The 24,710-nt window shown below is 62.1% G+C and carries 20 protein-coding genes; 15 read left to right on the plus strand and 5 right to left on the minus strand.

Features of this window, described 5'->3' with window-relative positions; translation table 11 throughout:
* The first annotated feature begins 40 nt into the window (after positions 1-40).
* The 5 genes from LRO94_RS13830 (at position 41) to LRO94_RS13850 (ending at position 5,421) form a co-directional block, all read left to right on the plus strand.
* Positions 41-895, plus strand: a complete 855-nt coding sequence (locus tag LRO94_RS13830) for a transporter (protein WP_179179037.1) — start codon at positions 41-43, stop codon at positions 893-895.
* A 132-nt stretch (positions 896-1,027) separates the two neighbouring features.
* Positions 1,028-2,290: a serine hydrolase domain-containing protein gene (locus LRO94_RS13835; RefSeq protein ID WP_122681547.1), complete on the plus strand. Its 1,263-nt coding sequence runs from the start codon at positions 1,028-1,030 to the stop codon at positions 2,288-2,290.
* 117 nt (positions 2,291-2,407) lie between these two features.
* Positions 2,408-3,745, plus strand: coding sequence for an alginate export family protein (locus LRO94_RS13840; RefSeq protein WP_179179036.1), 1,338 nt, complete (start codon positions 2,408-2,410; stop codon positions 3,743-3,745).
* Positions 3,746-3,784: 39 nt separating this feature from the next.
* The gene (locus LRO94_RS13845; protein WP_122757259.1) at positions 3,785-4,888 is read left to right on the plus strand and encodes a polyamine ABC transporter substrate-binding protein; all 1,104 of its coding nucleotides are present in this window, start codon (positions 3,785-3,787) and stop codon (positions 4,886-4,888) included.
* Positions 4,889-4,932: 44 nt separating this feature from the next.
* Entirely contained in the window at positions 4,933-5,421 is a 489-nt protein-coding gene (locus tag LRO94_RS13850; RefSeq protein ID WP_032891339.1) for a DUF3237 domain-containing protein, read from the plus strand.
* A gap of 715 nt (positions 5,422-6,136) precedes the next feature.
* Here LRO94_RS13850 and LRO94_RS13855 read toward each other — a convergent pair.
* On the minus strand, positions 6,137-6,748 hold the full coding sequence (locus LRO94_RS13855; protein ID WP_032891341.1) for a TetR/AcrR family transcriptional regulator: 612 nt from the start codon (positions 6,746-6,748) through the stop codon (positions 6,137-6,139).
* A 95-nt stretch (positions 6,749-6,843) separates the two neighbouring features.
* Positions 6,844-8,586: a sigma-54-dependent Fis family transcriptional regulator gene (locus LRO94_RS13860; RefSeq protein ID WP_099602393.1), complete on the minus strand. Its 1,743-nt coding sequence runs from the start codon at positions 8,584-8,586 to the stop codon at positions 6,844-6,846.
* Between the two features lie 269 nt (positions 8,587-8,855).
* Between LRO94_RS13860 and LRO94_RS13865 the strand changes: the two genes are divergently transcribed.
* From LRO94_RS13865 to LRO94_RS13875, 3 genes are all read left to right on the plus strand, one after another.
* On the plus strand, positions 8,856-10,331 hold the full coding sequence (locus LRO94_RS13865; protein WP_179179035.1) for a benzaldehyde dehydrogenase: 1,476 nt from the start codon (positions 8,856-8,858) through the stop codon (positions 10,329-10,331).
* 44 nt (positions 10,332-10,375) lie between these two features.
* Positions 10,376-11,143, plus strand: a complete 768-nt coding sequence (locus LRO94_RS13870) for a coniferyl-alcohol dehydrogenase (RefSeq protein ID WP_122757262.1) — start codon at positions 10,376-10,378, stop codon at positions 11,141-11,143.
* An 81-nt stretch (positions 11,144-11,224) separates the two neighbouring features.
* On the plus strand, positions 11,225-12,172 hold the full coding sequence (locus LRO94_RS13875; RefSeq protein WP_179179034.1) for a SphA family protein: 948 nt from the start codon (positions 11,225-11,227) through the stop codon (positions 12,170-12,172).
* Here the strand turns inward: LRO94_RS13875 and mhpT are convergent.
* Positions 12,150-13,382 carry a 3-(3-hydroxy-phenyl)propionate transporter MhpT gene (gene mhpT / locus LRO94_RS13880; RefSeq protein ID WP_032891349.1) on the minus strand — a complete coding sequence of 411 codons (1,233 nt, stop codon included), beginning with the start codon at positions 13,380-13,382 and terminating at the stop codon, positions 12,150-12,152. The genes LRO94_RS13875 and mhpT overlap by 23 nt on opposite strands.
* A 309-nt stretch (positions 13,383-13,691) precedes the next feature.
* Between mhpT and LRO94_RS13885 the strand changes: the two genes are divergently transcribed.
* Entirely contained in the window at positions 13,692-15,008 is a 1,317-nt protein-coding gene (locus tag LRO94_RS13885) for an OprD family porin (RefSeq protein ID WP_122681065.1), read from the plus strand.
* 9 nt (positions 15,009-15,017) lie between these two features.
* On the opposite strand, the gene LRO94_RS13890 is transcribed toward LRO94_RS13885, so the two are convergent.
* The gene (locus LRO94_RS13890; protein WP_032891352.1) at positions 15,018-15,503 is read right to left on the minus strand and encodes a MarR family winged helix-turn-helix transcriptional regulator; all 486 of its coding nucleotides are present in this window, start codon (positions 15,501-15,503) and stop codon (positions 15,018-15,020) included.
* Between the two features lie 188 nt (positions 15,504-15,691).
* On the opposite strand from LRO94_RS13890, the gene LRO94_RS13895 reads away from it, so the two are divergent.
* The 6 genes from LRO94_RS13895 to LRO94_RS13920 all read left to right on the plus strand — a co-directional run bounded on the left by LRO94_RS13895 (position 15,692) and on the right by LRO94_RS13920 (position 23,726).
* On the plus strand, positions 15,692-16,522 hold the full coding sequence (locus LRO94_RS13895; protein WP_032891354.1) for a p-hydroxycinnamoyl CoA hydratase/lyase: 831 nt from the start codon (positions 15,692-15,694) through the stop codon (positions 16,520-16,522).
* Between the two features lie 76 nt (positions 16,523-16,598).
* Entirely contained in the window at positions 16,599-18,047 is a 1,449-nt protein-coding gene (locus LRO94_RS13900; protein WP_179179033.1) for an aldehyde dehydrogenase, read from the plus strand.
* Positions 18,048-18,109: 62 nt separating this feature from the next.
* Positions 18,110-19,984: a feruloyl-CoA synthase gene (locus LRO94_RS13905; protein ID WP_179179032.1), complete on the plus strand. Its 1,875-nt coding sequence runs from the start codon at positions 18,110-18,112 to the stop codon at positions 19,982-19,984.
* A complete protein-coding gene (locus LRO94_RS13910; RefSeq protein WP_179179031.1) occupies positions 19,981-21,222 on the plus strand; it encodes a thiolase family protein in 1,242 nt (413 codons plus the stop codon). Before LRO94_RS13905 ends, LRO94_RS13910 begins: the two co-directional genes overlap by 4 nt.
* 34 nt (positions 21,223-21,256) lie before the next feature.
* Positions 21,257-22,957, plus strand: a complete 1,701-nt coding sequence (locus LRO94_RS13915) for an acyl-CoA dehydrogenase family protein (RefSeq protein WP_179179030.1) — start codon at positions 21,257-21,259, stop codon at positions 22,955-22,957.
* A gap of 55 nt (positions 22,958-23,012) precedes the next feature.
* On the plus strand, positions 23,013-23,726 hold the full coding sequence (locus tag LRO94_RS13920; protein WP_095184855.1) for a GntR family transcriptional regulator: 714 nt from the start codon (positions 23,013-23,015) through the stop codon (positions 23,724-23,726).
* Between the two features lie 5 nt (positions 23,727-23,731).
* Here LRO94_RS13920 and LRO94_RS13925 read toward each other — a convergent pair whose 3' ends face one another.
* On the minus strand, positions 23,732-24,682 hold the full coding sequence (locus tag LRO94_RS13925; protein WP_179179029.1) for a PDR/VanB family oxidoreductase: 951 nt from the start codon (positions 24,680-24,682) through the stop codon (positions 23,732-23,734).
* Positions 24,683-24,710 lie beyond the last annotated feature (28 nt).

Genomic DNA, 24,710 nt, shown 5'->3' on the forward strand with positions numbered 1-24,710 from the left:
TGGCGAAGCTCTGCCTCCAATAAAAATAACGGGACCCGCCATGAAAATACTTAGCACTCTGACGTTCAGCGCATTGTTTGCCAGTCTGGCGCCCTTGGCCCAGGCCGATGTCAAACCCGACCCCGGCGACTACACCGCGCTGCCCCAAGGCACCGATGTGGTGGTGCTGTACCAGCAGAATCCGCGAGGGGACAAGGTGTATTCCGGCGGCAAGAAAGTCGCCGACAACCTCGACCTCGACCTGACTGTCGGCGTGTTGCGATTGATCCACTTCACCGAGTTCTTCAACACAGGCTTGACCTGGGATCCACAGATTGTGATCCCCTTCGGTTATCAGAAGATCGGCACCACCGACAGCAAAAACTCTGGGCTGGGGGATATCACCTTCGGTGGAACGGTATGGACCATCGCAGACCTTGCCAGAAATGAACACCTGGGCTGGTCGGTGTTCGTCACGGCACCCACCGGCAGCGATAAAAACCAGGGTTTTGCGTTGAGCGATAACCGCTGGGCCTTGGACTTTCAAGTCGGCTACATCAAGGGACTCACCGATAAAATCACCTGGGACGTGATCGCCGAAACGGAGTTCTACGACAAGCAGCGCGCCACCGACGCCGAAAAAGCGCCGCTATTCCAGTTGCACAACCATTTACGCTACAACTTCACCCCGGACACTTACGCCGCGATTTCGTATCGACATAACTGGGGCGCGCGCCAGACGCTTGACCATGAAACCCTCGCCACCAGCCGCAGTAACGGCACGCTCGGTTTCACTGTCGCCACGATGCTGGGCAAGCAAGTGCAGGTGATGGGGCAGCTCATGCATGACACCTCGGTGCGCGAGGGCGTGAAGATCGATAATTCGCTGCAGTTTCGCGTGGCGTACTTCTACTGACGGCAAGGTGATCGGCGGCCCCTGGTCTGGAAAGATTTTGATCGGTTAAATCTTTTATTGACTAAAGAATATTTGCCGGTTAATTATTGCTTCGCATCTGCTCGCATGCAGAGTCATTTCCAGGGTTACACCATGGGTCAGAAAATCACGCCGTCATTGGCCAGCCTGTATGTCCAGACTGACGAGGCGTTGTCCAAGCCTCGCCTCGCACCTTTACTCATGCAGGGCTTCCCGTCAGAGCCCGAACGCCGCGTTACGTGGGACAACTGGATGCGTTCGCCCTTCAGTCAATGGGGGTTTCGCAACCTCGCACGACTGCGTCCCACCATCGACGTGCAGGCGGGCGCAGCACCTGCCAGCCCGCTCAAGGTTGCCCCGACAGCCTTGGATTCGCTGTATTTCAACAGCGAATGCGGGCTGAGCATCAGCGTTATCGATCACCTTGTGGCCAGCCAGACCGACGGCTTCCTGGTGATGCAGGGCGATACGGTGTTGTTCGAGCGTTACTTCAACGGACAGCGCGCCGGTGATCGACACATCATGTTCTCGGTGACCAAGTCGTTGATTGGGACGTTGGGTGAGCAACTGGTCACCGAGGGCGTGCTCAGACCTGAGTTGCTCGCTGCGTATTACGTCCCCGAGCTGGCCGGCAGTGCGTTTGGCGATGCCACGGTGCGTCAGTTGTTCGACATGGCGGTGGGCATCGACTACAGCGAGGTCTACGACGATCCCAACTCAGAGAGTTCGCAGTACGGTTATGCCTGCGGCTTTCAACCGGCTCCGGCGGCTTACGCGCAATTCGCATCCCTGTACCAGTACTTGCCATCCCTCAAGAAACGCGGCAGCCATGGCGGATTTTTCCATTATGTGACCGCGACCACCGAAGCCTTGGCATGGGTTATGGAACGTGCGTCGGGCAAGGCTTGCAGTCAGATGCTGGAGACGATCTGGGAGCGCCTGGGTTGCGACCGTGACGGCTACTTCATGGCCGACGCCTGGGGACGCAATGTGGCGGGCGCAGGCTTCAGCGCCACCTTGAGGGACATGGCGCGTTTCGGTCGGCTGCTGGCCAACAATGGACGCCACGAAGGGCTTGAACTGCTGTCCCCTGCGACCGTCGCCCGGATAGCTGCCGGTTCCGATCCGGCGATCTACGCGCAAAATGACGAGTTTTCCAGCTGGACGCCGGGTGCGTCCTATCGCAGCCAGTGGTACGTGTTCAACGATCACAGCCAGGCACTGATGGCCGGCGGAATTCACGGCCAGTACCTGTTCATCGACAAGCCGTCCGGCGTAGTGATCGTCAAGCAATCGTCCCTGACGGAAGCGGTCGGCCCGTTCGATGCCGACAGCGTGCGCATGCTGCGCGCCATTGCGGCCCACCTGAATCCCTGACACACGCCCAACAATAAGAGTCTTGCGTTCTATTCACCTGACCCCGGCCAGGTGTTGGCGGCGCGCTGCGTCGCCATTGACTGCCCTGTAACAACAATAATTCCACAGGAGCTTCTTATGGTTTTCACCAAGCGTTTCTCACGAGCGCTCTTAGCGGTCGGCTTACCCCTGACCACCCACGTCGCGTTGGCGGGCTACACCTTTGAGGACGGCAATCTCAAGGGCGAAGTCAACTTCACGGCGGGTGGTGGGACGCTGTTTACCCGTGGCGTTAACTTTGGCAGTGGCCAGGTTGATGCACGCAGCGGTAAAAACGGCGGCGCGAACATCAACTGGCAAGAGCTCTACATCAAGCCCGGCGTCAAACTCGACTACGCGCTGCAGCCCGATTTCAGCCTGCTGGCGGGCGGCTCCCTGGTGGCTGCCAGCACGTTCGGCGATGGCGATGCGGGCGGCTTCACCCGCAGTTCCGACGGTAAAGCCGCGTTTGAAGAGCTCTACGCTGGTTTTCGGGCCGGCGAGTGGACCTTCACCGCAGGCCGCCAGAACTACATGATCGGCACCGGGTTCATCGTCATGGACGGCAACCTCGACCAGTACAAGGACGCCGCCTACTGGCTGGGCCCTCGAACCGCGTTCAAGGATTCAGCGGTCCTGGCCTGGAACCATGGCGCACTCAAATCCCAGGCATTCACCTTGCGCACCGATGACGATTTGGGCGACTTCCGCATGACTGGCGTCAACCTCGATTACAACGTCGATGACCAGGTGACCCTGGGGGCGATGGCCATGAAGGTCCATGCCCTGGGGCCCAGAGGCAGCACATTCCCGCGTCTTCGTGACGGGATGCAGGTCTACAACATCAGGGCGCTCAACGCCAAGGTGCCCGGTGTGCAGGCACTGACGCTGAACGCCGAATACGCCATTGAGCGCGGCAGCGGCGAGGGTGCCAACTACGATGCCAACGCTTGGTATGGCCAGGCCGACTATGCCTTCAGCACGCTGCCGCTGACACCGATCATCGGCTACCGCTACGCGAGTTTTTCCGGTGACGACAACCTCACCGACAACCGCCAGAAAGCCTGGGACCCGCTGAGCAAAGGCTTTGTCGACTGGAGCACGTGGCTTATCGGCGACGTGGTCGGTAACTACCTGCTGTTCAACAGCAACGAAAAGGTCCAGCAGTTCTCGCTCAAGACCCACCTCAGCGACACCGTGACCCTCGGCACGATTCACTATCAGTTCTGGCTGGACGAGAAGAACTACATGGGCGCGGCGGTCAGTGACCGGCGTTTTGCCGATGAGAGCGTGGTTTTCCTCGACTGGACGCCCACGCCGTCGTTCTATACATCGCTGTCCTACAACTGGGTCAAGCCACTGGCCGCTGCCAAGCAAGTCTTTGGCGATGACCAGAGGTTCAGCGCGCTGGAATTGTATTTCACCTATCGCTACTAAGTGCCGCGAGCCATCGTGGCCGCGCTGGAGTGTTTAATCATGAACAGGTTTTTGCGTCACACCTTGTTGGGCACTGTCGCCTCCCTTCTGATCAGTGGCTTTTGCCTGGCGGAAGAACGAACCGTACGGATCTACAACTGGATCGAATACCTGCCGCCGGAAGTGCTCAAGAGCTTCCAGGAAGAAACCGGTATTCGCCCGATTTATGACGTGTTCGACAGCGCCGAAACCATGGAGTCCAAGCTGCTGACGGGCAACTCCGGGTACGACGTGGTCTTCCCCGGCACTGCCAACCTGGGGCACCTGATCACCGCCGGTGCCGTCCAGCCCCTGGATCGCAAGCAGTTGCCGAACTGGGAGCATCTTGACCCGCAATTCATGCAGTCCCTGGAAGCGGTGGGTGACACTGGCAATCGCTACGCCGCACCTTACCTGTGGGGCACCACGCTGATCGGCTACAACGTCGACAAGGTGCGCAAGGCCCTGGGGCCCGACGTAAAGATTGACACCTGGGACATCATCTTCAAGGAAGAAAACCTCGCCAAACTCGCCAGTTGCGGCGTGGGTTTCCTCGACGCAGGCAACGAAATCGTGCCCATCGCCTTGCACTACAAGGGCCTGGACCCCAACAGCCAGAAGCGCGAGGACTATGCGCAGGCCCAGGCGGCGATGATGAAAATCCGTCCCTACATCACCTATTTCAACTCATCGCGCTACGGCATGGACCTGGCCAATGGTGATATCTGCGTCGGCGTGGGCTGGTCCGGTGGTGTCGCGCTGGCCAAGCAATTGGCGGATGCCGCCGGCAAGGGCGTCAAGGTCGAGATGGCCTTGCCCAAGGAAGGCGCGCCGATGTGGTCGGACGTGATGATGATCCCGGCCAATGCCCCCGACGTGGCCGAGGCCCATGCGTTCATCAATTACATCCTGCGTCCGGAAGTGATTGCCCGCATCAGCAACAAGATCGGCTACCCCAACCCGAACAAGGACGCCACTGCACTGGTAGACGCCAATATCCGCGACAACCCCAACATGTATGTGCCGGAGCAAGTGCGTAAGACGTTGTTTGCCCTGGAGCCGATTCCGCCTGCGATCGAGCGAATCCGTACGCGCACCTGGACCAACATCAAGACCAACCGCTGATCCCCTGCGACCCGGTGCGTGCGCGCCGGGTTTGGAGTTGTGCCATGAGTGAGCATTTGGACTTGATGGACGTTGCGCCTAATTTGCAGCGCGTGCTGACGTTGCGCGTGGCCATAGGGCGTGGGGTGATGCTGGGCGACAGTGTTGACGGTTTGCGCTGCAACTACCCGATTGTGGGGGGGGATTTCGAGGGGGTAGGTATTCGCGGTCAGGTGCTGGCGGGCGGCGAGGATTTGTTTGTGCTGCGCCCGGATGGGCTGGGTCAACTGGACGCTCGCTATAGCCTCAGGACTGATCAGGGAGAGCTGATTAATCTGCGTAATCGGGGGGTTCTGAACATGACGGAGTATGGGCGTCAGTTGGAGCGTGAGGGACAGTGGCCGATTCCAGAGACGGAGTATCGGTGTACCTGTACGCCGGTGTTTCAGGTGCCGAAGGGGCGGTTGGATTGGCTTGGGCGTGCGAGTTTTATTGGGTTGGTGCATTACCCCAGTGCTGATCAGGTGGTGGTTCGGTGTTATCGGTTTTACTGAGGGCGTTTGGTGCAGTGATGTGCGGGCTCTGTCCGGGGGTACCGAGTTCGAGCGCGATGGCGGTTTGTCGGTGTACATATCCGTTATTTGGGTAACGGCGGCTATGGGTTCCGCTTTTACAGCGGGTCACTTTTTGAAGAGCGCAAAAAGTAACCAAAAACGCTTCGCCCCAACACTCGGCACCTCGCCTAGGCTCGGTGTGCCCTCACTCCGGCTTGAATCCGTGGGCCGCCGCGATGGGCCATCCATGGCCCAGCGCGGCTAACCCGGCGTCCTGCCGGGTTACCCACGGATTCAAGCCTGCGTTCGGCCAGCGTGTTTGATGGGGCGCCTGAGATCAAGATCAAAAGCGCAGATCAAAAGACCGCTGACTTCGTCAGCGAAAAGGATGTAAGGGCCGGATCAAAAGCAGGGCAAAAGCAGAGCAAAAGCAGAGCAAAAGCAGACTGAGACCTATCTGTCTGATCTATGGAGATCAAAATGTGGGAGGGGGCTTGCTCCCGATGGCGGTGTGTCAGCCAACAGAGCTGTAACTGACCCACCGCCATCGGGAGCAAGCCCCCTCCCACACGGTTACCTGAGGACACGAGACAAAAATCCGGCCGGCTCTAAGGCCGTCGCGCACTCCAGCGCGGGACAAGCCCGCTCACCACAGAGTGAGGCGTTAACCTGTAAGAATCGTGCAGATAACCATGCTCATGGGGCAATCCCTCAGTCAGGCCTGCATGCCATAAAACACCAGCTCCGTAATACGCCTGACCTGCGTGGAGTGCGCTTCTATATCCGGGTGTTCCTGATTCACCAGTCTGAACAGTTGCAGGTGTGAATAATCGTTCAGTAAAAACGCAGCCATTTCCACGTCCAGTTGCGGGCGTAGCTTGCCGGCCAGTTGCAGTTCGCGCAGCAGTTGGCTGATCTCAGCCCTGAGTGCGTCGTTCATCGCGCGATAGCCGGCGGGGAGTTCGTTGGTGCCGCCGAACAGGATCAGTGGCAGCAATTCACGCCACAGGCTGGGGTGCATGACTTCCAGGGCGTAGCCGGTCAGCAGCCGTTCAAGGTGGCACAGCGCGTCAACCGGATCTTCGATTTCCTGGATCAGGCGGCGAGTGTCGGTGATCGCGCGTTGATCGGCGTGGTGCAGGATTTCCAGGATGATTTCCTGTTTGTTGCCGAAATACTTGAACACCGTGGGCGCCGATACGCCAGCCTGGCTGGCGATCTGTTCGATGGTGGTGTTCTGGAAACCCTGGCGCTCAAACAGTTCGATGGCCGCCTTGCTGATGGCTTGTCGGCGTTCGGCTTTCTGACGTTCACGCAGTCCGGTCACGGGTGCTCCTGGTCACGATTCAAAGGGGGCTCGGTACCCGTGCAAAATACTTAATCGGATAAAACATTTAAAGCACTCATTTTCAGGCAATCCCTTCAAGGCTGTTGCCGCTGGTGCTTCTTCAACCGATAGGCAAACTGAGCACGGCTAAGCCCCACGAGTCTGGCGGCGGCGGCGAGGTTGCCGGCGTTCTGTTGCAGCGCTTCGGTGATCAGGCGTGATTCAAGGCCCTCGATGGAAAACCCCTGGTCCAACTGCCCAAGGGTGTCCAGCAGTGCTGGTCGCTGCAAAGGTGCGGTGTTTGACAGGCTGCCATGGTCGTCCAGGCCGTACGGATCCGCCGGCAGTGGCTCGTTGCGAAACAGGTGCACCAAGTCGATGGCCTGGCCTTCGTCGCTGGCGATCAGGCCGCGTTCGATCAGGTTTTGCAGTTCGCGCACGTTCCCTGCGAAGTCGTAGCGCAGCAGGACTTTCAGGGCGCGCATGGTCAGGCCTACGGGTGTACGGGCGTACTCCTGGCAGAAGCGGGTGAGGAACGCGTTGATCAACAGCGGGATATCATCGCGGCGTTCACGCAACGGCGGCAGGGCGATGGGGTAGACATTCAGCCGGTAGAACAGGTCTTCGCGAAAGGTGCCGTCAGACACCGCTTTGCGCAGATCGATATTGGTGGCGGCCACTACCCGCACATCCACCGTGATGCCGCGTATGCCTCCGACGCGTTCGATCTCGCGCTCCTGCAATGCCCGCAGCAGTTTGCTTTGCCCGGCCAGGCTGAGGCTGGTGATTTCATCCAGAAACAACGTGCCGCCCTGGGCCCGTTCAAAACGCCCGGGCCGTGAGTGGGTGGCGCCGGTGTACGCGCCGCGTTCAACCCCGAAGAGTTCAGCCTCGATCAGGTTGTCCGGGATGGCCGCGCAATTGAGCGCCACGAACGGGCTGTCGTGGCGACGGCTGAGTTGATGTAACTGGCGCGCAAACATTTCCTTGCCCACGCCGGACTCCCCGCTGATCAGCACGGTGGCGGGCGTCTGCGCGACGCGTTGCAGGGCCTGCATTGCTGCGTTGAACGCGGCACTGGCGCCCACCAAAGGTCGGGGCGCGCTGGTGCTGGCAAGGCGGTCTACCGGGCTGTGGCGCGCACAGGCGTCGGCGGTGTGGGTGACGGTCGAGGACACGTTCAGGTAGCGCAAGTCCTGCTCAACATCACCCCATTGTTCGGCGGTCTTGCCGATCACCCGGCAACTGCTGTGGCCCATGCCTCGGCACTCTACTTCGCGAAAGATCACCAGTTGCCCGAACAGGCCACTGACAAAACCGATGGCGTAGCCGGTCTCCGTCCAGCACACAGGGTCCTGGCCGATGCCGTAGGCGCCCACATGCTCATCGGCCTCGCAGGAGTGGTGCCAGAGAAACTCGCCTTCATAAAAGCCCGAGTCGGCGTCGAACTTGAAATGCAGCGGCTCGACCTTGGTCATGCCTTCCAGTGTGTGCAGGTGCGTCCCGGCACGAAACACCGCAGCGGCATCAGCGTTTGGCCAGCGCTCGCGGATCAGCCGGGCATCCCGCGCTCCGGAGGCATAGCCGGTACGGGTGAACAGACCACGCGCCTGCTCCAGCCCCAGACGCTCGATGACTTCCCTGCGCAGGGCGCCGAACGAGGAACTGTGCAGCAGCAGCATGCGTTGGTCGTTGAGCCAGATCCTCCCGTCTTCGGGAGAAAAAAACAGGCAGTCGGTCAGTTCCGCAGGCGTCGGCGAGCTGCTGTCGCTGAGGTGGCGACTGTCGCCGCGCGGATGATAGGGCGCGGTGGCTGGCGCGCTGTGGGGGTTAGTCATTGTTATGCCCCTGCAAAGCGAATGAACGATATGAGTAACTGCTCAGATAGTTACTAAACATAACCTTATCAATTGAACAAGTGGCAGGCCCCTGGTTTTTGCGGCCGATGGGCGAGTGGTAAACGGGCGGCACGTGTCAGGCCCCGGTCCAGAGCCCTCGGCGGTTTATGTCTGCGTCAGCACGTGCAAGCGGCACAGCCTTTGCTCAAGGCCCAATGCGGCGTTTGCACTTGTGCAGGCGATGACAATTACAAGAACCGGGAGTTGCCATGTCAGTGTCTGAAACCACCCACCTGTTACAGCGGGCCCTTGAGTCCGAATGCCTGTTTAACGGCGATTGGATACCCGCTTCGGGATCCGTGAGCCCCGTGATCGAACCCGCCACCGGCGAGCCGCTGCTGCGCTGCGCCATGGCCAGCCCGGCCGATGTCGCCCTGGCCAGTCGCAGCGCGGCCCTGGCCCAAACGGCGTGGGCCGCACTCGGTCCACGGGAGCGCGCCGAGGTGTTTCGCAAGGCGGCCGACGTCGCCGAGCAGTCTTTCGCCGAACTGGCGCTGTACGTCGCGCGGGAAACCGGGGGCGCGCTGTTCAAGGGCGAACACGAAGTGCGCGAGGCGATTGTGCTGCTGCATCAGGCGGCGGGCTTGTTGTCTCAACCCCACGGAGTGGTGCTGCCCAGTGCGGCGGGGCGATTGTCCTATGCTCGGCGCCAGCCCCATGGCGTGGTTGGGGTAATTTCACCGTTCAATTTCCCGCTGATACTGTCACTGCGCTCGGTGGCGCCGGCCTTGGCGGCGGGCAATGCGGTGGTGCTCAAGCCTGACCCACAGACGCCGGTCAGCGGTGGTTTTCTCATTGCCCGACTCTTCGAAGAAGCAGGCTTGCCCAAGGGCCTGCTGCACGTGTTGCCCGGCGACGCGGCGGCCGGTGAGGCGCTGTGCCGCGACCCCAATGTGCGGATGATCGCGTTTACGGGCTCCACGGCGGCGGGGCGCAAAGTCGCCGAGGTGGCCGGTCGGCACCTGAAAAAAGTCGCGCTGGAACTGGGCGGCAAGAACCCATTGATTATTCTCGAAGACGCCAACCTTGACCTGGCCGCAAGCAATGCCGCCTGGGGCGCCTGGCTGCATCAAGGGCAAATCTGCATGGCGACCGGGTTGATTCTGGTCCATGAATCCATCGCCGCCAGCCTGACGCGCAAGTTGGTGGAAAAGGCCCGGGCGCTCACTGTGGGCAACGCCGCCCGGGGTGAGGCCGCGCTCGGCCCATTGATCAATCAACGCCAATTGCAGCGCGTGCACGAGATAGTCAGCGACAGCCTGCAAGCCGGCGCGCGGTTGGAAGCGGGCGGCGAATACGACCGGTTGTTCTACCAGCCCACCGTGCTCAGTGGCGTACGTCCGGGCATGCGCGCCTTTGAGGACGAAGTGTTCGGCCCAGTGGCCACGGTGGTCAGTTTTGCCACGGACGAGGAGGCCATCGAATTGGCCAACCGCACCGAGTACGGGCTTTCGGCGGCGATCATTTCACCCTCGGTGGGGCGCGCCATGGCCATTGGCGAACGACTTGATTGCGGCCTGCTGCACATCAACGACCAGACCGTGGCGGACGAATGCATCAACCCCTTCGGCGGGCGCGGCGCCTCGGGCAATGGCGGCAGTGTGGGTGGGCCGGCCGACTGGGACGAGTACACCCAGTGGCAATGGGTCACCGTAAAAAACACGCCGCCGACCTATCCCTTCTGAGCCCCGGCTCGCGCATGCCTATACAACAATAAGAGGGCTTGACCATGAACCTGTACCGCAAAACCTTGATCGTGACCGGCGTGGCGTCGGGCATTGGTGCGGAAGTCGCGCGATTGGCGCGCTTCCAGGGCGCCACGGTGATCGGCGTCGATCGCCATGAACCGCAGTTGACGCTTGATGGCTTTTTCCATGCCGACTTGAGCGATCCCACCAGCATCGATGCGCTGGTGGCGCGCCTGCCGCAGCAGGTCGATGCCCTGTGCAACATTGCCGGCGTGCCCGGTACGGCGCCGATGCAAACGGTGGCCGAGGTCAATTACCTGGGCCTGCGCCATCTGACTCAAGCGCTGCTGCCGCGCATGCCAGCGGGCGGCAGCATCGTCAATGTCGCTTCGGTACTCGGTGCGCAGTGGCCGCAGCGGTTGGCGCTGCACAAGGCGCTGGCGGCGACCGAAAGTTTCAGGGCCGGGCAGCAGTGGCTGGCCGCCAATCCGGTGGAGCAGGGCACCTGTTATCAGTATTTCAAAGAGGCGCTGATCGTCTGGAGCCTGCAGCAATCCCAAGGATGGTTTCGCGATCATTCGGTACGCATCAACTGCGTCGCGCCGGGGCCGGTGTTCACCCCGATTCTGGGGGATTTCGTCAGCATGCTCGGCCCGGAACGGGTGGCCCAGGACAGCCAGCGCATGACGCGTCCCGCCCTGGCCGATGAGGTGGCGTCGGTGATCGCCTTCCTCTGTTCGGACGCTGCGCGATGGATCAATGGGGTCAATCTGCCGGTGGACGGCGGGTTGGCGGCCACCTACGTGTAGGCGCTGCAACCGCGTTAAACCCCGGGGCGGATCCACCGTGCCGGGGGTCTTGAACAACAACAAAAATACAGGACATACAAGATGCTCAAGCCAATCTTGCGGACCGTTGCGGCCTCAACATTTGTCGCACTGTCATCGACTGCACACGCTTACGACCTGCCCGGACTCAACCTGGGCAGCACCAGTTTCTACGATGGCTCGCCAGCGCCTGCCGGACCCGGTTGGTACCTGGAGGAATACCTGACGTACGCGCGCGCCAGCCGCTTCAATGACGCCAACGGCAACAAGCTGGCGCTGCCCAAGCAGGACGTGGAAGTGGTGGCGCCGACCACGCAGATCATCTACGTCGGCCAACCCCTGGCCAATGGTGCGATGCCCGGATTCACCGTGATCAACACGTCCCTGGCCCATGTGGATGTGGACGATGGTTTGAATAACGCGGCACTGAGTTCGCGGGCAGGCTTTGGCGACGTGGTCGTCGGCCCCTTCCTGCAACTGCCGACCCTGAACCGCGCCGATGGCAGCCCGCTGTTGACCCAGCGGGTGGAAGTCGATGTGGCGATCCCGGTAGGTGCCTACGATCGCAAGCGCTCGATCAACCCTGGCAGCAACTTCTGGTCATTCAACCCGTATTACGCGGCGACCTACTGGTTCAACCCGAAGTGGTCGGCGAGCGGGCGCTTCATGTACCTGTGGAATGGCAAGAATGACCAACCATCGGCCAGTTTTGGCGATGTCTCCGACACCCAGGCGGGGCAGGCATTACATGCCAACCTGACGTTGCAGTACGCAATCGACCAGCAGTTGAGCGTGGGCTTGAATGGCTATTGGTTGAAGCAGATCACCGACACCGAGGTAGAGGGGCATGCGGTGAGTGGTCGGCGGGAAAAGGTCTGGGCCATTGGCCCGGGCCTGGTGTACGCGTTCAACAAGGAGAATGTCCTGTCGGTGAACGCGTACTTTGAGCAGGAGGCGCAGAACCGCACCCAGGGCAATAAGCTGGTGCTTAACTGGCTGCACCAGTTCTAGACGTGGAGGTGCCGGGCAGGTTCAGTGGCGCCGCACGCACCATCACGCTGATGATGGTCAGTGCGGCGATCACCACGCCGGGGGAGGTAGCCAGCAGCACGCCGGCGGTACCGGCGCCTGCCGCAAGGAGTTGCCCGGCCGCCAGTGGCCCGGCCACCGAGCCCAGACGGCCGATGGCCACGGCCGCACCCACGCCGGTGGCGCGCACTGCCGTGGGGTAGGAGGGCGGGGCGCTGGCATACAGCACCAATTGCGCAGCCATCACGAACAACCCGGCAGCGAAACCCGCGACGGCCATGGGCACGATGCCCACCGACAGGCCGACACCGGCCAGCGCCGCCAGCAACCCGGCGTACACAAACAGCACCACTTTGAGCGCGTTGCAACGGTCCAGCAGCACGCCACCGAGCAGTGAACCGAGGGCGCCGCCGATATTGAAGAGCATCTGCACCATGCCCGCCTGGGGTTTGCTGAAACCTTGTTCCAGCAACAATGAAGGCAGCCAGTTGAGCAACATGTACATCACGGTCAGGGTGAAGAAGTAACTGAGCCACAGCGCCAGGGTGGTGCGGGCGCGACCCTCGCCGAACAGCGCCTGGCCCGTGGATGGGCGGGCGCCTGGCGTGTGGTCGACCTGCTGGCGAAAGACGTTGGATTCGGGCAGCAGCAGGATCATCAATGGCACGGCCAGCAGCGGCGCCAGGCCGCCGATGATAAAGGTGGTCTGCCAGTGTTCACTGGAAAACATCGCCACCACGGCGGCCAATGCACCCCCCAGCGGTACACCGCAGTACATGACACTGATGGCGGTGCCGCGATTGCGCTCGCTCACCGCTTCGGCACACAGCGCAATCAGGTTGGGCAACGCGGCGCCCAGGCCCAGGCCGGTGAGAAAACGCACCAGCAACAGGCTTGAATAGCTCTGTACAAATGCCGTGCTCAATGAGAACAGCCCAAACAGCAGCACTGCGATCACCAGGATTTTCTTGCGGCCGATACGGTCGGCGATCCATCCGCCAAAAAACGCTCCCGGCAGCAGGCCGATGATCCCGACGCTGAATACCCAGCCGAGCATTTTCGGGTCAAGGGCAAAACTGTTGCGCAGCCCGGCAGCGGTGGTGCCGGCCGCCTGTAGATCGAAACCCTCGATCAGCGCAACGATAAAACACAAAGCGATCGTCAGCGTCGAACGACGCGATGAACTGTTCATGGGCAAACCTCGTTGTTGTTTTTGTTGTGGTGGCGAGCCTGACCGGCTGCTGGAAATTAAGATAACAAATATAACTATAAAAAGAAGGGTGCCGGACCCCAGTCTAAAATCATGACGCAAGCCGTCTAACGCAGGTGTTTGAGATTAACGTCAGTCGAAAATATGAAAATAGATAGGTTTATTAATGTTCGATTATCGGTCAGTGGCGGTTGACGAAGGGCTCCAGCTGTTTCCATTCTCTGTCCGCGAAGCCCACTGGGCCACGCCTGTGCCACCCCCAAAAACAACAACAAAAAATGGACATCGAACATGCCAAAACTCCCCACGGACGCCGTCGCGGCGGCCTGCTGTGTGTCGAACAGCACTCCACGCCTGATCAGTGCACTGCTGATGTTCAGCATCCTGCCCACTCCGCTGTGGGCGGCGGGGTTCATCGACGACAGCCACGGCACCCTGACGCTGCGCAATTATTACCTGGACCGTGACTACAAGGACGACGGCGCCAAGACCGCCGCGCGAGAATGGGCCCAGGCGTTCATGCTCAACCTGGAGTCTGGGTACACCCCTGGCGTCGTAGGCTTTGGCCTGGATGTGCGTGGGCTGATGGGGATCAAACTCGACTCGTCGCCGGACCGCAGCGGCACCGAGCTATTGCCGGTGTCGGCCAGCGACAAGCGTGCCGCCGATGAATACTCACGCCTGGCGCCCACCGCCAAATTGCGGTTTGCACAAACCACGGTGAAGGCCGGTGACGTGTCAATCTTCCTGCCATTCGCCTTCGCCAGCCCGTCCCGCCTGCTGCCCCAGACCTTTCGCGGCACCACCTTGAGCTCCAAGGACTTCGACGGGCTGACCCTGAACACGGGCTATATCGACCGTATCAACAAGCGTGATTCCACTGACTACCAGGCCATGACCATCGCATCGCCCAACCGGCGGTTCAATGCGACGGCGACCACCTCACACCTGGCGTATGTCGGCGGGGATTACCAAGTCAATAAAGACCTCAGCCTGCGCGTCTATCACTCCCAAGTGGCGGACCTTTACCAGCAGGACACCCTGGCGTTGCTGCACAACCTGCCGGTGGGCGATGGGGTATTCACCAGCGACCTGCGCAGTTTCTTCAGCCGCGAGGACGGCAGTGCCAAGGCTGGGGACGTGGATAACCGTAACCTCTCGGCGCTGTTTGCCTACCGCCTGGGTGGGCACCGCGTCAGCCTGGGTTACATGCATTCCAGCGGCGACACTGCCACGCCCTACATCTCCGGCACGGAGCTGATGGGCATGAGCGAACTGACCATGAGTTCGGATTTTCTCAACGCCAAGGAGCGCACCTGGCAGGCCATTTACGACTACGACTTTGCCGCATCCGGCATGCCGGGCCTGAAGGGCCGGCTGCGTTATGTGCGCGGCGATAACATCGAGTTGGCGGCGTTCAATGCCGAGGACCGCAAGGAACGTGAGTTCCAGATGGAGTTGGGTTACGTGATCCAAAGCGGCCCGCTGAAAAACGTCGGGCTGATGGCACGCAAGTCGATCTACCGCAACGACTTCCCAGGCGGCGCGGCCTTTCGCGATGAAAACCAGACCCGCTTCCTGGTGCTCTACACCGTGGCGCTGTGGTAGATCGCGGGATCAGTCCTGATACACCTTCTTGAGCAAACGCAGCAGCTCTGCACGTTCCTCGACGTCCAGGGCTGCGGTGGCGTCCAGGTCGCTCTGCGCGGCAATGTCCTTGAGGGACTTGAGCAGGATTTCGCCCGGTTTGCTCAGGAAAATCCCATAAGAGCGCTTGTCGGGTTTGCAGCGCACGCGCACGGCGAGGGCGCGGCTTTCCAGCTTGTTCAGCAACGGCACGACCTGGGGCGGTTCGATTGCCAAGGCGCGGGCGAGGTCGGCCTGCATCAGGCCGGGGTTTTGCTCGATGATCGCCAGGGCCGAGAACTGTGCGGGGCGCAGGTCGTGGTCGGACAGTCGGCCGATCAGGTTCTGGAACAGCTTGAGCTGGGCGCGGCGCATGGCATAACCGATCAGATCGTCCAGGGCTGAATCCAGCGGCGGCTGTACCTCGTCATGGTCGGGCAGGGCCTGGCTGGTGGCGATGTTGGAAGGCTTGGCCATTAGCAGTGCAATCCTCAGAAGGTAGCGGTTAACAAGGCTATCTAGTTTGCCGGGGTTGGCGCGCTGTGGCTACGACGGTTTTTCACAGTTGTTAAATATTGGTTATTCAGATTAATAGTTAATTGACATAACTATATTTGCGGTTTAATTTCGAATCATCTTCAAACCCAGAACAAGAGCACACCGCCATGAGCAATTACGAAGGCCGCTGGACCACCGTCAAGGTTGAGATTGAGGAAGGCATCGCGTGGGTCATTCTCAATCGCCCCGAAAAGCGCAACGCCATGAGCCCGACCCTGAACCGGGAAATGATCGACGTGCTGGAAACCCTGGAACAGGATCCCGCCGCCGGTGTGCTGGTGCTGACCGGAGCCGGTGAGGCCTGGACCGCCGGCATGGACCTCAAGGAATACTTCCGCGAAGTGGACGCCGGCCCGGAAATCCTCCAGGAAAAAATCCGCCGCGAAGCCTCCCAATGGCAATGGAAACTGCTGCGCATGTACGCCAAGCCGACCATCGCCATGGTCAACGGCTGGTGCTTCGGCGGCGGCTTCAGCCCTCTGGTAGCGTGCGACTTGGCGATCTGCGCCGACGAAGCCACCTTCGGCCTCTCGGAAATCAACTGGGGCATCCCGCCTGGAAACCTGGTCAGCAAGGCCATGGCCGACACCGTGGGTCATCGCCAATCGCTGTACTACATCATGACCGGCAAGACCTTCGGCGGGCAGAAAGCCGCTGAAATGGGCCTGGTTAACGAAAGCGTGCCCCTGGCGCAACTGCGTGAAGTCACCATTGACCTGGCGCGCAACCTGCTGGAGAAAAACCCGGTGGTGCTGCGTGCCGCCAAGCATGGCTTCAAGCGTTGCCGCGAGCTGACCTGGGAGCAGAACGAAGATTACCTTTACGCCAAACTCGACCAATCGCGCCTGCTCGACACCGAAGGCGGTCGCGAGCAGGGCATGAAGCAATTCCTCGACGACAAGAGCATCAAGCCTGGTCTGCAGGCGTATAAACGCTGAAGCATGCGGCCTGCGGGCCGCACCGTTTTACCCTGCTTGAACGTATTCCCGATAAAGACAATAAAGAGGAATCACCATGCTGGACGTGCCCCTGTTGATCGGCGGCCAGTCGTGCCCCGCGCGCGACGGTCGAACCTTTGAGCGTCGCAACCCGGTGACCGGTGAAGTGGTCTCGCGGGTCGCCGCTGCCACTCTGGAAGATGCTGACGCCGCCGTGGCCGCTGCCCAAACTGCGTTCCCCGCGTGGGCGGCGCTGGCGCCCAACGAACGCCGTACCCGGCTGCTCAAGGCTGCCGAGCAGTTGCAGGCGCGCAGCGACGAATTTATCGCGGCCGCCGGCGAGACCGGCGCCATGGCCAACTGGTATGGCTTTAACGTGCGCCTGGCGGCCAATATCCTGCGCGAAGCGGCTTCGATGACTACCCAGATCACCGGCGACGTGATCCCTTCCGATGTGCCTGGCAGCTTCGCCATGGCCCTGCGTCAGCCCTGCGGCGTGGTGCTGGGCATCGCGCCGTGGAATGCTCCGGTGATCCTCGCTACCCGCGCCATTGCCATGCCGCTCGCCTGCGGCAATACCGTGGTGCTCAAAGCCTCGGAACTGAGCCCGGCAGTGCACCGCCTGATCGGCCAGGTGCTGCAGGACGCCGGCCTGGGCGATGGCGTGGTCAACGTCATCAGCAACGCCCCGGCGGATGCGGCGGCAATTGTCGAACGGCTGATCGCCAACCCGGCGGTGCGTCGGGTCAACTTCACCGGCTCGACCCATGTCGGTCGGATCGTCGGTGAACTCTCGGCCCGTCATCTCAAGCCGGCCTTGCTGGAACTGGGCGGCAAGGCGCCGTTGCTGGTGCTGGACGACGCCGACCTGGACGCCGCCGTATCGGCAGCAGCCTTTGGCGCTTACTTCAACCAGGGGCAGATCTGTATGTCCACCGAGCGCCTGATTGTCGACGCCAAGGTCGCCGATGCCTTTGTCGCCAAGCTGGCGGCCAAGGTTGCGACCCTGCGCGCCGGTGATCCCACGGCGGCGGACTCGGTACTGGGTTCCCTGGTGGACGCCAGCGCCGGTACGCGCATCAAGGCCCTGATCGACGATGCGCTGGGCAAAGGCGCGCGGCTGGTGGTCGGAGGGCAACTGGACGGCAGCATCCTGCAACCGACGCTGATCGATGGCGTTACCGAAGACATGCGTTTGTACCGCGAAGAGTCCTTCGGTCCGGTGGCGGTGCTGTTGCGCGGTGACGGCGACGAAGCCTTGCTGCACCTGGCCAACGATTCGGAGTTCGGCCTGTCGGCGGCGATTTTCAGCCGTGACACCGGCCGTGCCCTGGCCCTGGCACAGCGGGTCGAATCGGGCATTTGCCATATCAACGGCCCGACCGTGCACGACGAAGCGCAGATGCCCTTCGGTGGGGTCAAGTCCAGCGGCTACGGCAGTTTTGGCGGCAAGGCCTCCATTGAACACTTCACGCAACTGCGCTGGGTGACCTTGCAGAACGGGCCACGGCACTACCCGATCTGAGCACGCGCTGCGACATAACAATAACAAGGCGGCGTTGATTCGCCTTGATGGAGGACGTCCTTGTGAGTTCCGAATTCAGACCGCAACCCCAGTCCGCGTCGCGATACCGCGAAGTGTCCATCGGCCACGCACCGGTGCAGGTCACCGAAGAGCAGGGCGTGCTGCATATGCGTTCCCTGGAGCCGTTGGCCGAGTTGCCTGCGCGCTTGCTCGATCGCCTTGTGCATTGGGCCCGGGTGCGCCCCGAGCAGACGTTTATCGCCGCACGCCAGGGCGGTGGTGACTGGCGCCGCGTGAGCTACAGGGAGATGCTCGACAGCGTGCGCTCTATTGCCCAAGGCCTGTTGAGTTACGGACTGTCGGCGGACAAGCCACTGGCATTGTTGTCGGGCAACGATATCGAGCATTTGCAGGTGGCGCTGGGCGCCATGTATGCCGGTATTCCGTATTGCCCGGTATCGCCCGCGTATTCGCTGCTGTCCCAGGATTTCGCCAAGCTGCGGCATGTGTGTGGCCTGCTGCAACCGGGGCTGGTGTTCGTCAGCGATGCGGCCGCCTACCAGCGCGCAATCGAGGCGGTGTTGCCCGCCGAAACGCCGTTGATCAGTGTGCGCGGTGAAGTGCCAGGGCGCACTCGGGTGAGCTTCGACAGCCTGCTTCAAACGCCGAGTGGCGCCGAGGCTGAAGCGGCGTTTGACGCCACCGGCCCGGACAGCATTGCCAAGTTCCTCTTCACTTCGGGCTCGACCAAACTGCCCAAGGCCGTGATCACCACTCAACGCATGCTCTGCGCCAACCAGCAAATGCTGTTGCAGACTTTTCCGGTGTTCGGCGAGGAACCGCCGGTGCTGGTGGACTGGCTACCGTGGAATCACACCTTTGGCGGCAGCCACAACGTCGGCATCGTGCTCTATAACGGCGGCACTTTTTACCTCGACGACGGCAAACCCACGGTCCAGGGCTTTGCCGAGACCCTGCGCAACCTCAAGGAAATTTCGCCGACGGCCTACCTGACTGTCCCCAAGGGCTGGGAAGAACTGGTCAGCGCCCTGGAGCAGGATGCCGAGTTGCGCGAGCGCTTTTTTGCGCGGATGACACTGTTCTTCTTTGCCGCTGCGGGCCTGTCACAGAGCATCTGGGATCGCCTCGATCGCGTGGCCGAGCTGCACTGCGGTGAGCGCATCCGCATGATGGCCGGGCTGGGCATGACCGAAGCCGCGCCGTCCTGCACGTTCACCACTGGGCCGTTGTCCATGGCCGGTTATATCGGCTTGCCCGCGCCGGGATGCGAAGTGCGACTGGTGCCGGTGGACGGCAAGTTCGAAGGGCGCTTTCGCGGGCCGCACATCATGCCGGGTTACTGGCGCGCGCCCGAGCAAACCGCCGAGGTGTTCGATGACCAGGGTTTCTACTGTTCCGGAGACGCGATCAAACTCGCCGATCCCCACCAGCCGCAATTGGGGCTGATGTTCGACGGGCGCATTGCCGAAGACTTCAAGCTGTCTTCCGGGGTGTTTGTCAGCGTAGGCCCGTTGCGCAATCGCGCGGTACTGGAAGGCTCGCCCTACGTGCAAGACCTGGTCATTGCCGCGCCGGACCGCGAATGCCTGGGGGCGCTGGTGTTCCCCAGAGCCTACGAATGCCGCCGTTTGGCGGGTTTGAGCGCCGACGCCAGCGACGCCCAGGTAATGGCCAGCGAGCCGGTGCGCCAATGGTTCGGCGATTGGTTGCAACGCCTTAATCGCGACGCCACCGGTAATGCCAGTCGCCTGGAATGGATTGCCGTGCTCGACGAACCCGCGTCCATCGACCGTGGGGAAATCACCGATAAAGGTTCGATCAACCAGCGGGCGGTACTGCAGTGGCGCGCGGCCAAGGTCGAGGCGTTGTATCGCGGTGAAGACCCCACCATCCTGCGCGCCGGGCCCAAGCCTTGAGCGGCGCAGGGCAGTATTCGGCGTTTGCCGACGCGGCGATTTTCGAGGCGGTGCGCACGCCGTGGGTCGACCTCGGTGGTGCGCTGTCCCAGGTCTCGCCCATCGACCTGGGAATCAAGGTCGGCCGTGAAGTGCTGGCCCGGGCCGATATCGATCCGCAGGCGGTGGACAGCGTGTTGGCGGGTTCCATGGCCCAGGCCAGCTTCGATGCCTACTTGCTGCCACGGCATATCGGGTTGTACAGCGGTGTGGCGCAATCAGTCCCGGCGCTGGGGGTGCAGCGCATCTGCGCCACCGGTTTCGAGCTGTTGCGCCAGGCCGCTGAACAACTGCGCGACGAAGTGCAACTGGCCCTGTGCGTGGCGGCTGAGTCCATGTCGCGCAATCCGATTGCTGCTTACACCCACCGGGGCGGGTTTCGCCTGGGAGGCGAGGTGCAATTCAAGGATTTTCTGTGGGAGGCACTGTACGACCCGGCTCCCGGCCTGGACATGATCGCCACCGCCGATAACCTGGCGCGCCGTTATGGCCTGAGCCGCGAGGCGGTGGACCGGTATGCCTGTGACAGCCATCAGCGTGCGTTGCAGGCGCAGCGTGAGGGGGCATGGGCGCAAGAGATCGTCAGCGTCGATAACCAGGTGTTCGAACTTGACGGTTATCAACCCCGACGCCTCACCCTGGCACGTCGCGCCGCTGCGGTGACCGAGGACAGTCACCCACGGCCCACCGACCTTGCGGCACTCGCGCGTTTGCGCGCCGTGCATGCGGACGGCGTGCAGACCGCCGGTAATAGTTGTGCGGTGGTCGATGGTGCGGCGGCCGCGTTGGTGGGACGCGCTTCAGACTGCACGCGCCCGGCCCTGGCCCGGTTGGTGGCCAGCGCGGTGGTCGGCGTGGCCCCCGAATTCATGGGCATCGGCCCGGCACCGGCGATCCGTCTGTTGCTGCACCGCAGCGGGTTGAACCTGAGCGATATCGGCCGTTTCGAGATCAACGAAGCGCAGTCGGCCCAGGTACTCGCAGTGGCCCAGGAGCTGGAGCTGGACAGCACCCGGCTCAACGTCCAGGGCGGCTCCCTTGCGCTGGGGCATCCTTTGGCTGCCAGCGGTCTGCGCCTGGTCATGAGCCTGGCCCGGCAACTGCGTCAGTACAACCTGCGCTACGGCATTGCTGCTGCGTGCGTGGGCGGCGGGCAGGGCATGGCGCTGCTGATCGAGAACCCTGACTGGCGCGCTTGAACACACACGTTTTATTCGATGATGAGGTGTCCCGATGTGGAGCTATGAGGCGCCCCTGCGCGATATGCAATTTGTCCTGGAGCATTGGCTGCAGGCGCCCTCTGCATGGGAGGCCTTGGACCTGTCCCTGGCGATGCAGGTGCTGGAGGAGGCTGCACGCTTCAGTCAGGGCGTGCTGGCGCCGCTGAACAGTCAAGGTGATCGTCAGGGCTGCCGTTGGCAGGCGGGGCAGGTCAGCACCCCGGATGGTTTTGTCGAGGCTTACCAGGCCTATGTGGACGGTGGCTGGCCAGGGCTGGCGTGCGCCGAGGCAGTGGGCGGGCAGGGCTTGCCGCAATTGCTCGACGCGGCGTTGCAAGAAATGCTCTACGCCAGCAACCACGCCTGGGCCATGTACACCGGCATCGCCCACGGCGCTTACCTGTGCCTCAAGACCCACGCCGAGCAGTGGTTGCAGGCGCGCTACTTGCCTGAAATCGTCAGCGGCCAGGCCTTGCCCACCATGTGCCTGACCGAGCCCCAGGCCGGCAGCGACGTCGGCTTGCTGCGCTGTCGCGCCGAACCCCAGGCGGATGGCAGTTATCGCCTGAGCGGCAGCAAGCTGTTTATCTCCGGTGGCGAGCACGACCTCACGGCCAACATCCTGCACCTGGTGCTGGCGCGCCTGCCCGATGCGCCGCCCGGCAGTCGCGGTATTTCACTGTTTCTGGTGCCCAAGCGATTGGACGACGGCCACGTCAATGGCGTGCGCTGTGACGGCCTTGAGCACAAGATGGGCATCAAGGGCAGCGCCACCTGTTCGCTGACGTTCGAAGCTGCCCAGGGCTGGCTGATCGGCGAGGCCAATCGCGGCCTGGCGGCAATGTTTGTGATGATGAATTCGGCGCGCCTGCACGTGGGCCTGCAAGGCCTGGGGCATGCCGAGGCGGCGTGGCAGAACGCCCGCCAATACGCCGCCGAACGTGTGCAGATGCGCGCACCGATCAGGCCTGAAGAAGTGGCGGCCCAGGCGGCCGATCCGATCTGCTATCACCCGGCCATGCGGCGTGTATTGCTGGAGCTGCGCACCACCAGCGAGGGCATGCGCGCTATCGGTTACTGGGCGGCGCACCTGCTGGATCGGGACGACCCATTGGCGCCGTTGCTGACCCCTATCATCAAGGCGTTTTTCACTGAACAGGGCTTCCGCCAGGCCAGCAATGCCTTGCAGGTCTTCGGCGGTTACGGTTACGTCGCCGAGTTCGCCATCGAGCAAACCTTGCGCGACAGTCGCATCGCGATGATCTACGAGGGCAGCAATGAGATCCAGGCCAATGACCTGTTGCTGCGCAAGGTGCTTGGGGATGACGGTCGGGTGTTCGGCCTGCTGCTGAGCGAGTTGCGTGCAGAGGCCGGGCAGGGCAGCGAGTTCGTCGAATGCGCGGCCTTCTCCCGGGCACTTGGCAGCCTATGCGATACCTTGGACACGGTGGTGAGTGCCATCCGCGAACGCTCCCTGGAAGACAGCGAATACCCGTATCGCGCTGCGCCGGATTTCCTCCAGCTGTGTGGCGTTGCGCTGCTGGCCTTTGCCTGGGCGCGGGCGGCGCGGGTGTCCAGGGCATTGCCCGAAGGGGATCCGTTGCGCGCCGCCAAGCTGCAAAGCGCCGGGTTCTTTTTTGATTACCTGCCATCAAGGCTGGCCCAGCACTTGGGCGCGATAGACGGGGCGCGGGCGGCACTGGCATTCGTCTGACGGCGGCAGAGGCTTGCGGTACTATGGCGACCCACGTTTTCTGGAAGTTGCCTGGATGAGTAAGCCCGGTCAATTGGTGCTGGTTGCACTGCGCAAGATGATTGCCAGCGGGGAGTTGGCGGCGGGCGAGCGGCTGATGGAAATTCCCACGGCGCAGTTGTTCGGCGTGTCGCGCATGCCCGTGCGCATGGCCTTTCGTACCCTCGAACAAGAAGGACTGCTGGTGCCGTTTGGCGGGCGCGGCTATCAGGTGCGTTCGGTCAGCCCCAGCGACATTGCCGGCGCGGTTGAAGTGCGCGGCGTGCTCGAAGGCCTGGCCGCGCGTCAAACCGCGGAGCTTGGGTTATCCAACGAGGCCCGCGCCGCGCTGGAGCGCTGCCTGGTCGAGGGCGATCAACTGTTCGAAAAGGGCTACGTGACCGAAGACGACCTTGAGGTCTATCACGACCTGAACATGCGCTTTCACCAGGTCATCGTCGAAGGCAGCCACAACCCGGCGATCGCCGACGCCCTGGCGCGCAATGATCACTTGCCGTTCGCCTCGGTGACCGCGCTGGCGGTGGATCGCGAGGACATGGCCCGCGAGTACCGACGCTTCAACTATGCCCACATGCAGCATCACTCGGTCTTCGACGCCCTGGTCAATCGCCAGGGCGCACGGGCCGAAGCCATCATGCGCGAGCATGCCAACGCGACCCTGCGCTATGCCGAGATTTTCAGTTCAGCCACCGCCGACGCGCGCATGAAGGTGATCCTGCCCGCGTCGTAACCCGGTTAGATATCGAGTACCAGCAAGGGCGTTTTCGCCCGCGAACAGCAGGGCGTGAACTGATCATTCAGCGCCTGCTCCTGCTCGGTGAGAAACAGATCGCGGTGCTCCGGTATGCCTTCCAGCACGCGGGTCAGGCAGGTGCCGCAAATCCCCTGTTCGCAGGACACCGCAATCTCGATACCGTGGCTTTCCAGGACCTGGACCACGGTCTTGTCGGCGGGAATTTCGAAGACCTGGCCGCTGCTGCCGAGCTTCACCGAAAAGCCGCCGTCGAGGCTGCTGTCCACCGGTGCCGCACTAAAGTATTCGCGGTGCAGGCAGTCTTCCTGCCAGCCCTGTGCGCGTGCGCTGTCGAGTACATGCTGCATGAACCCGCCAGGGCCGCAGACATACAGGTGTACGTCGTCGGCGGGCGCCGCCAGCACCTCGGCAGCATTCAAGGCCGTGTGCGGCTGCTCATCGAAATGCAGGAACACTCGCTCTGCAAAAGGCGACGCCTTGAGCCGCTGCACAAACGCCGCGCGCTCGCTGGCGCGGGCGCAGTAATGCAGTTCGAAGTCGGCCCCCGCATGGGCCAGGCGTTCGGCCATGCACAGGATCGGAGTGATGCCGATGCCACCGGCAAACAGCAGGCTGCGACGCGCGTCGTGGACTAAGGGAAATAGGTTGCGGGGTTCGCTGATGGTCAGGTGTGCGCCTTCGTGAACCTGCTCGTGCAAGCTGCGCGAGCCACCCCGGGAGGCCGGGTCCTTGAGCACGCCGATCAGGTAGCGATGACGTTCTTCGGGGTGATTGCACAGGGAATATTGCCGGATCACCCGATCGGGCAGGTGCACGTCAATATGCGCGCCGGCACTGAAGGCCGGCAGCGGCTGGCCATCGACACTGGCCAGTTCATAGCTGCAAATGTCCTGGGCTTCGTTGTTACGGGATACCACCACCACATCGATCATGTTCAGTCCTCGCAAAGTTGTCGTGCTG

The organism is Pseudomonas sivasensis (genome assembly GCF_021391435.1).
Lineage (GTDB): Bacteria > Pseudomonadota > Gammaproteobacteria > Pseudomonadales > Pseudomonadaceae > Aquipseudomonas > Aquipseudomonas sivasensis.

Coding starts and splice junctions, on each gene's coding strand:
- LRO94_RS13830 (WP_179179037.1), top strand. CDS start 41: ATGAAAATACTTAGCACTCTGACGTTCAGCGCATTGTTTGCCAGTCTG.
- LRO94_RS13835 (WP_122681547.1), top strand. CDS start 1,028: ATGGGTCAGAAAATCACGCCGTCATTGGCCAGCCTGTATGTCCAGACT.
- LRO94_RS13840 (WP_179179036.1), top strand. CDS start 2,408: ATGGTTTTCACCAAGCGTTTCTCACGAGCGCTCTTAGCGGTCGGCTTA.
- LRO94_RS13845 (WP_122757259.1), top strand. CDS start 3,785: ATGAACAGGTTTTTGCGTCACACCTTGTTGGGCACTGTCGCCTCCCTT.
- LRO94_RS13850 (WP_032891339.1), top strand. CDS start 4,933: ATGAGTGAGCATTTGGACTTGATGGACGTTGCGCCTAATTTGCAGCGC.
- LRO94_RS13860 (WP_099602393.1), bottom strand. CDS start 8,586: ATGACTAACCCCCACAGCGCGCCAGCCACCGCGCCCTATCATCCGCGC.
- LRO94_RS13865 (WP_179179035.1), top strand. CDS start 8,856: ATGTCAGTGTCTGAAACCACCCACCTGTTACAGCGGGCCCTTGAGTCC.
- LRO94_RS13870 (WP_122757262.1), top strand. CDS start 10,376: ATGAACCTGTACCGCAAAACCTTGATCGTGACCGGCGTGGCGTCGGGC.
- LRO94_RS13875 (WP_179179034.1), top strand. CDS start 11,225: ATGCTCAAGCCAATCTTGCGGACCGTTGCGGCCTCAACATTTGTCGCA.
- mhpT (WP_032891349.1), bottom strand. CDS start 13,382: ATGAACAGTTCATCGCGTCGTTCGACGCTGACGATCGCTTTGTGTTTT.
- LRO94_RS13885 (WP_122681065.1), top strand. CDS start 13,692: ATGCCAAAACTCCCCACGGACGCCGTCGCGGCGGCCTGCTGTGTGTCG.
- LRO94_RS13890 (WP_032891352.1), bottom strand. CDS start 15,503: ATGGCCAAGCCTTCCAACATCGCCACCAGCCAGGCCCTGCCCGACCAT.
- LRO94_RS13895 (WP_032891354.1), top strand. CDS start 15,692: ATGAGCAATTACGAAGGCCGCTGGACCACCGTCAAGGTTGAGATTGAG.
- LRO94_RS13900 (WP_179179033.1), top strand. CDS start 16,599: ATGCTGGACGTGCCCCTGTTGATCGGCGGCCAGTCGTGCCCCGCGCGC.
- LRO94_RS13915 (WP_179179030.1), top strand. CDS start 21,257: ATGTGGAGCTATGAGGCGCCCCTGCGCGATATGCAATTTGTCCTGGAG.
- LRO94_RS13920 (WP_095184855.1), top strand. CDS start 23,013: ATGAGTAAGCCCGGTCAATTGGTGCTGGTTGCACTGCGCAAGATGATT.
- LRO94_RS13925 (WP_179179029.1), bottom strand. CDS start 24,682: ATGATCGATGTGGTGGTGGTATCCCGTAACAACGAAGCCCAGGACATT.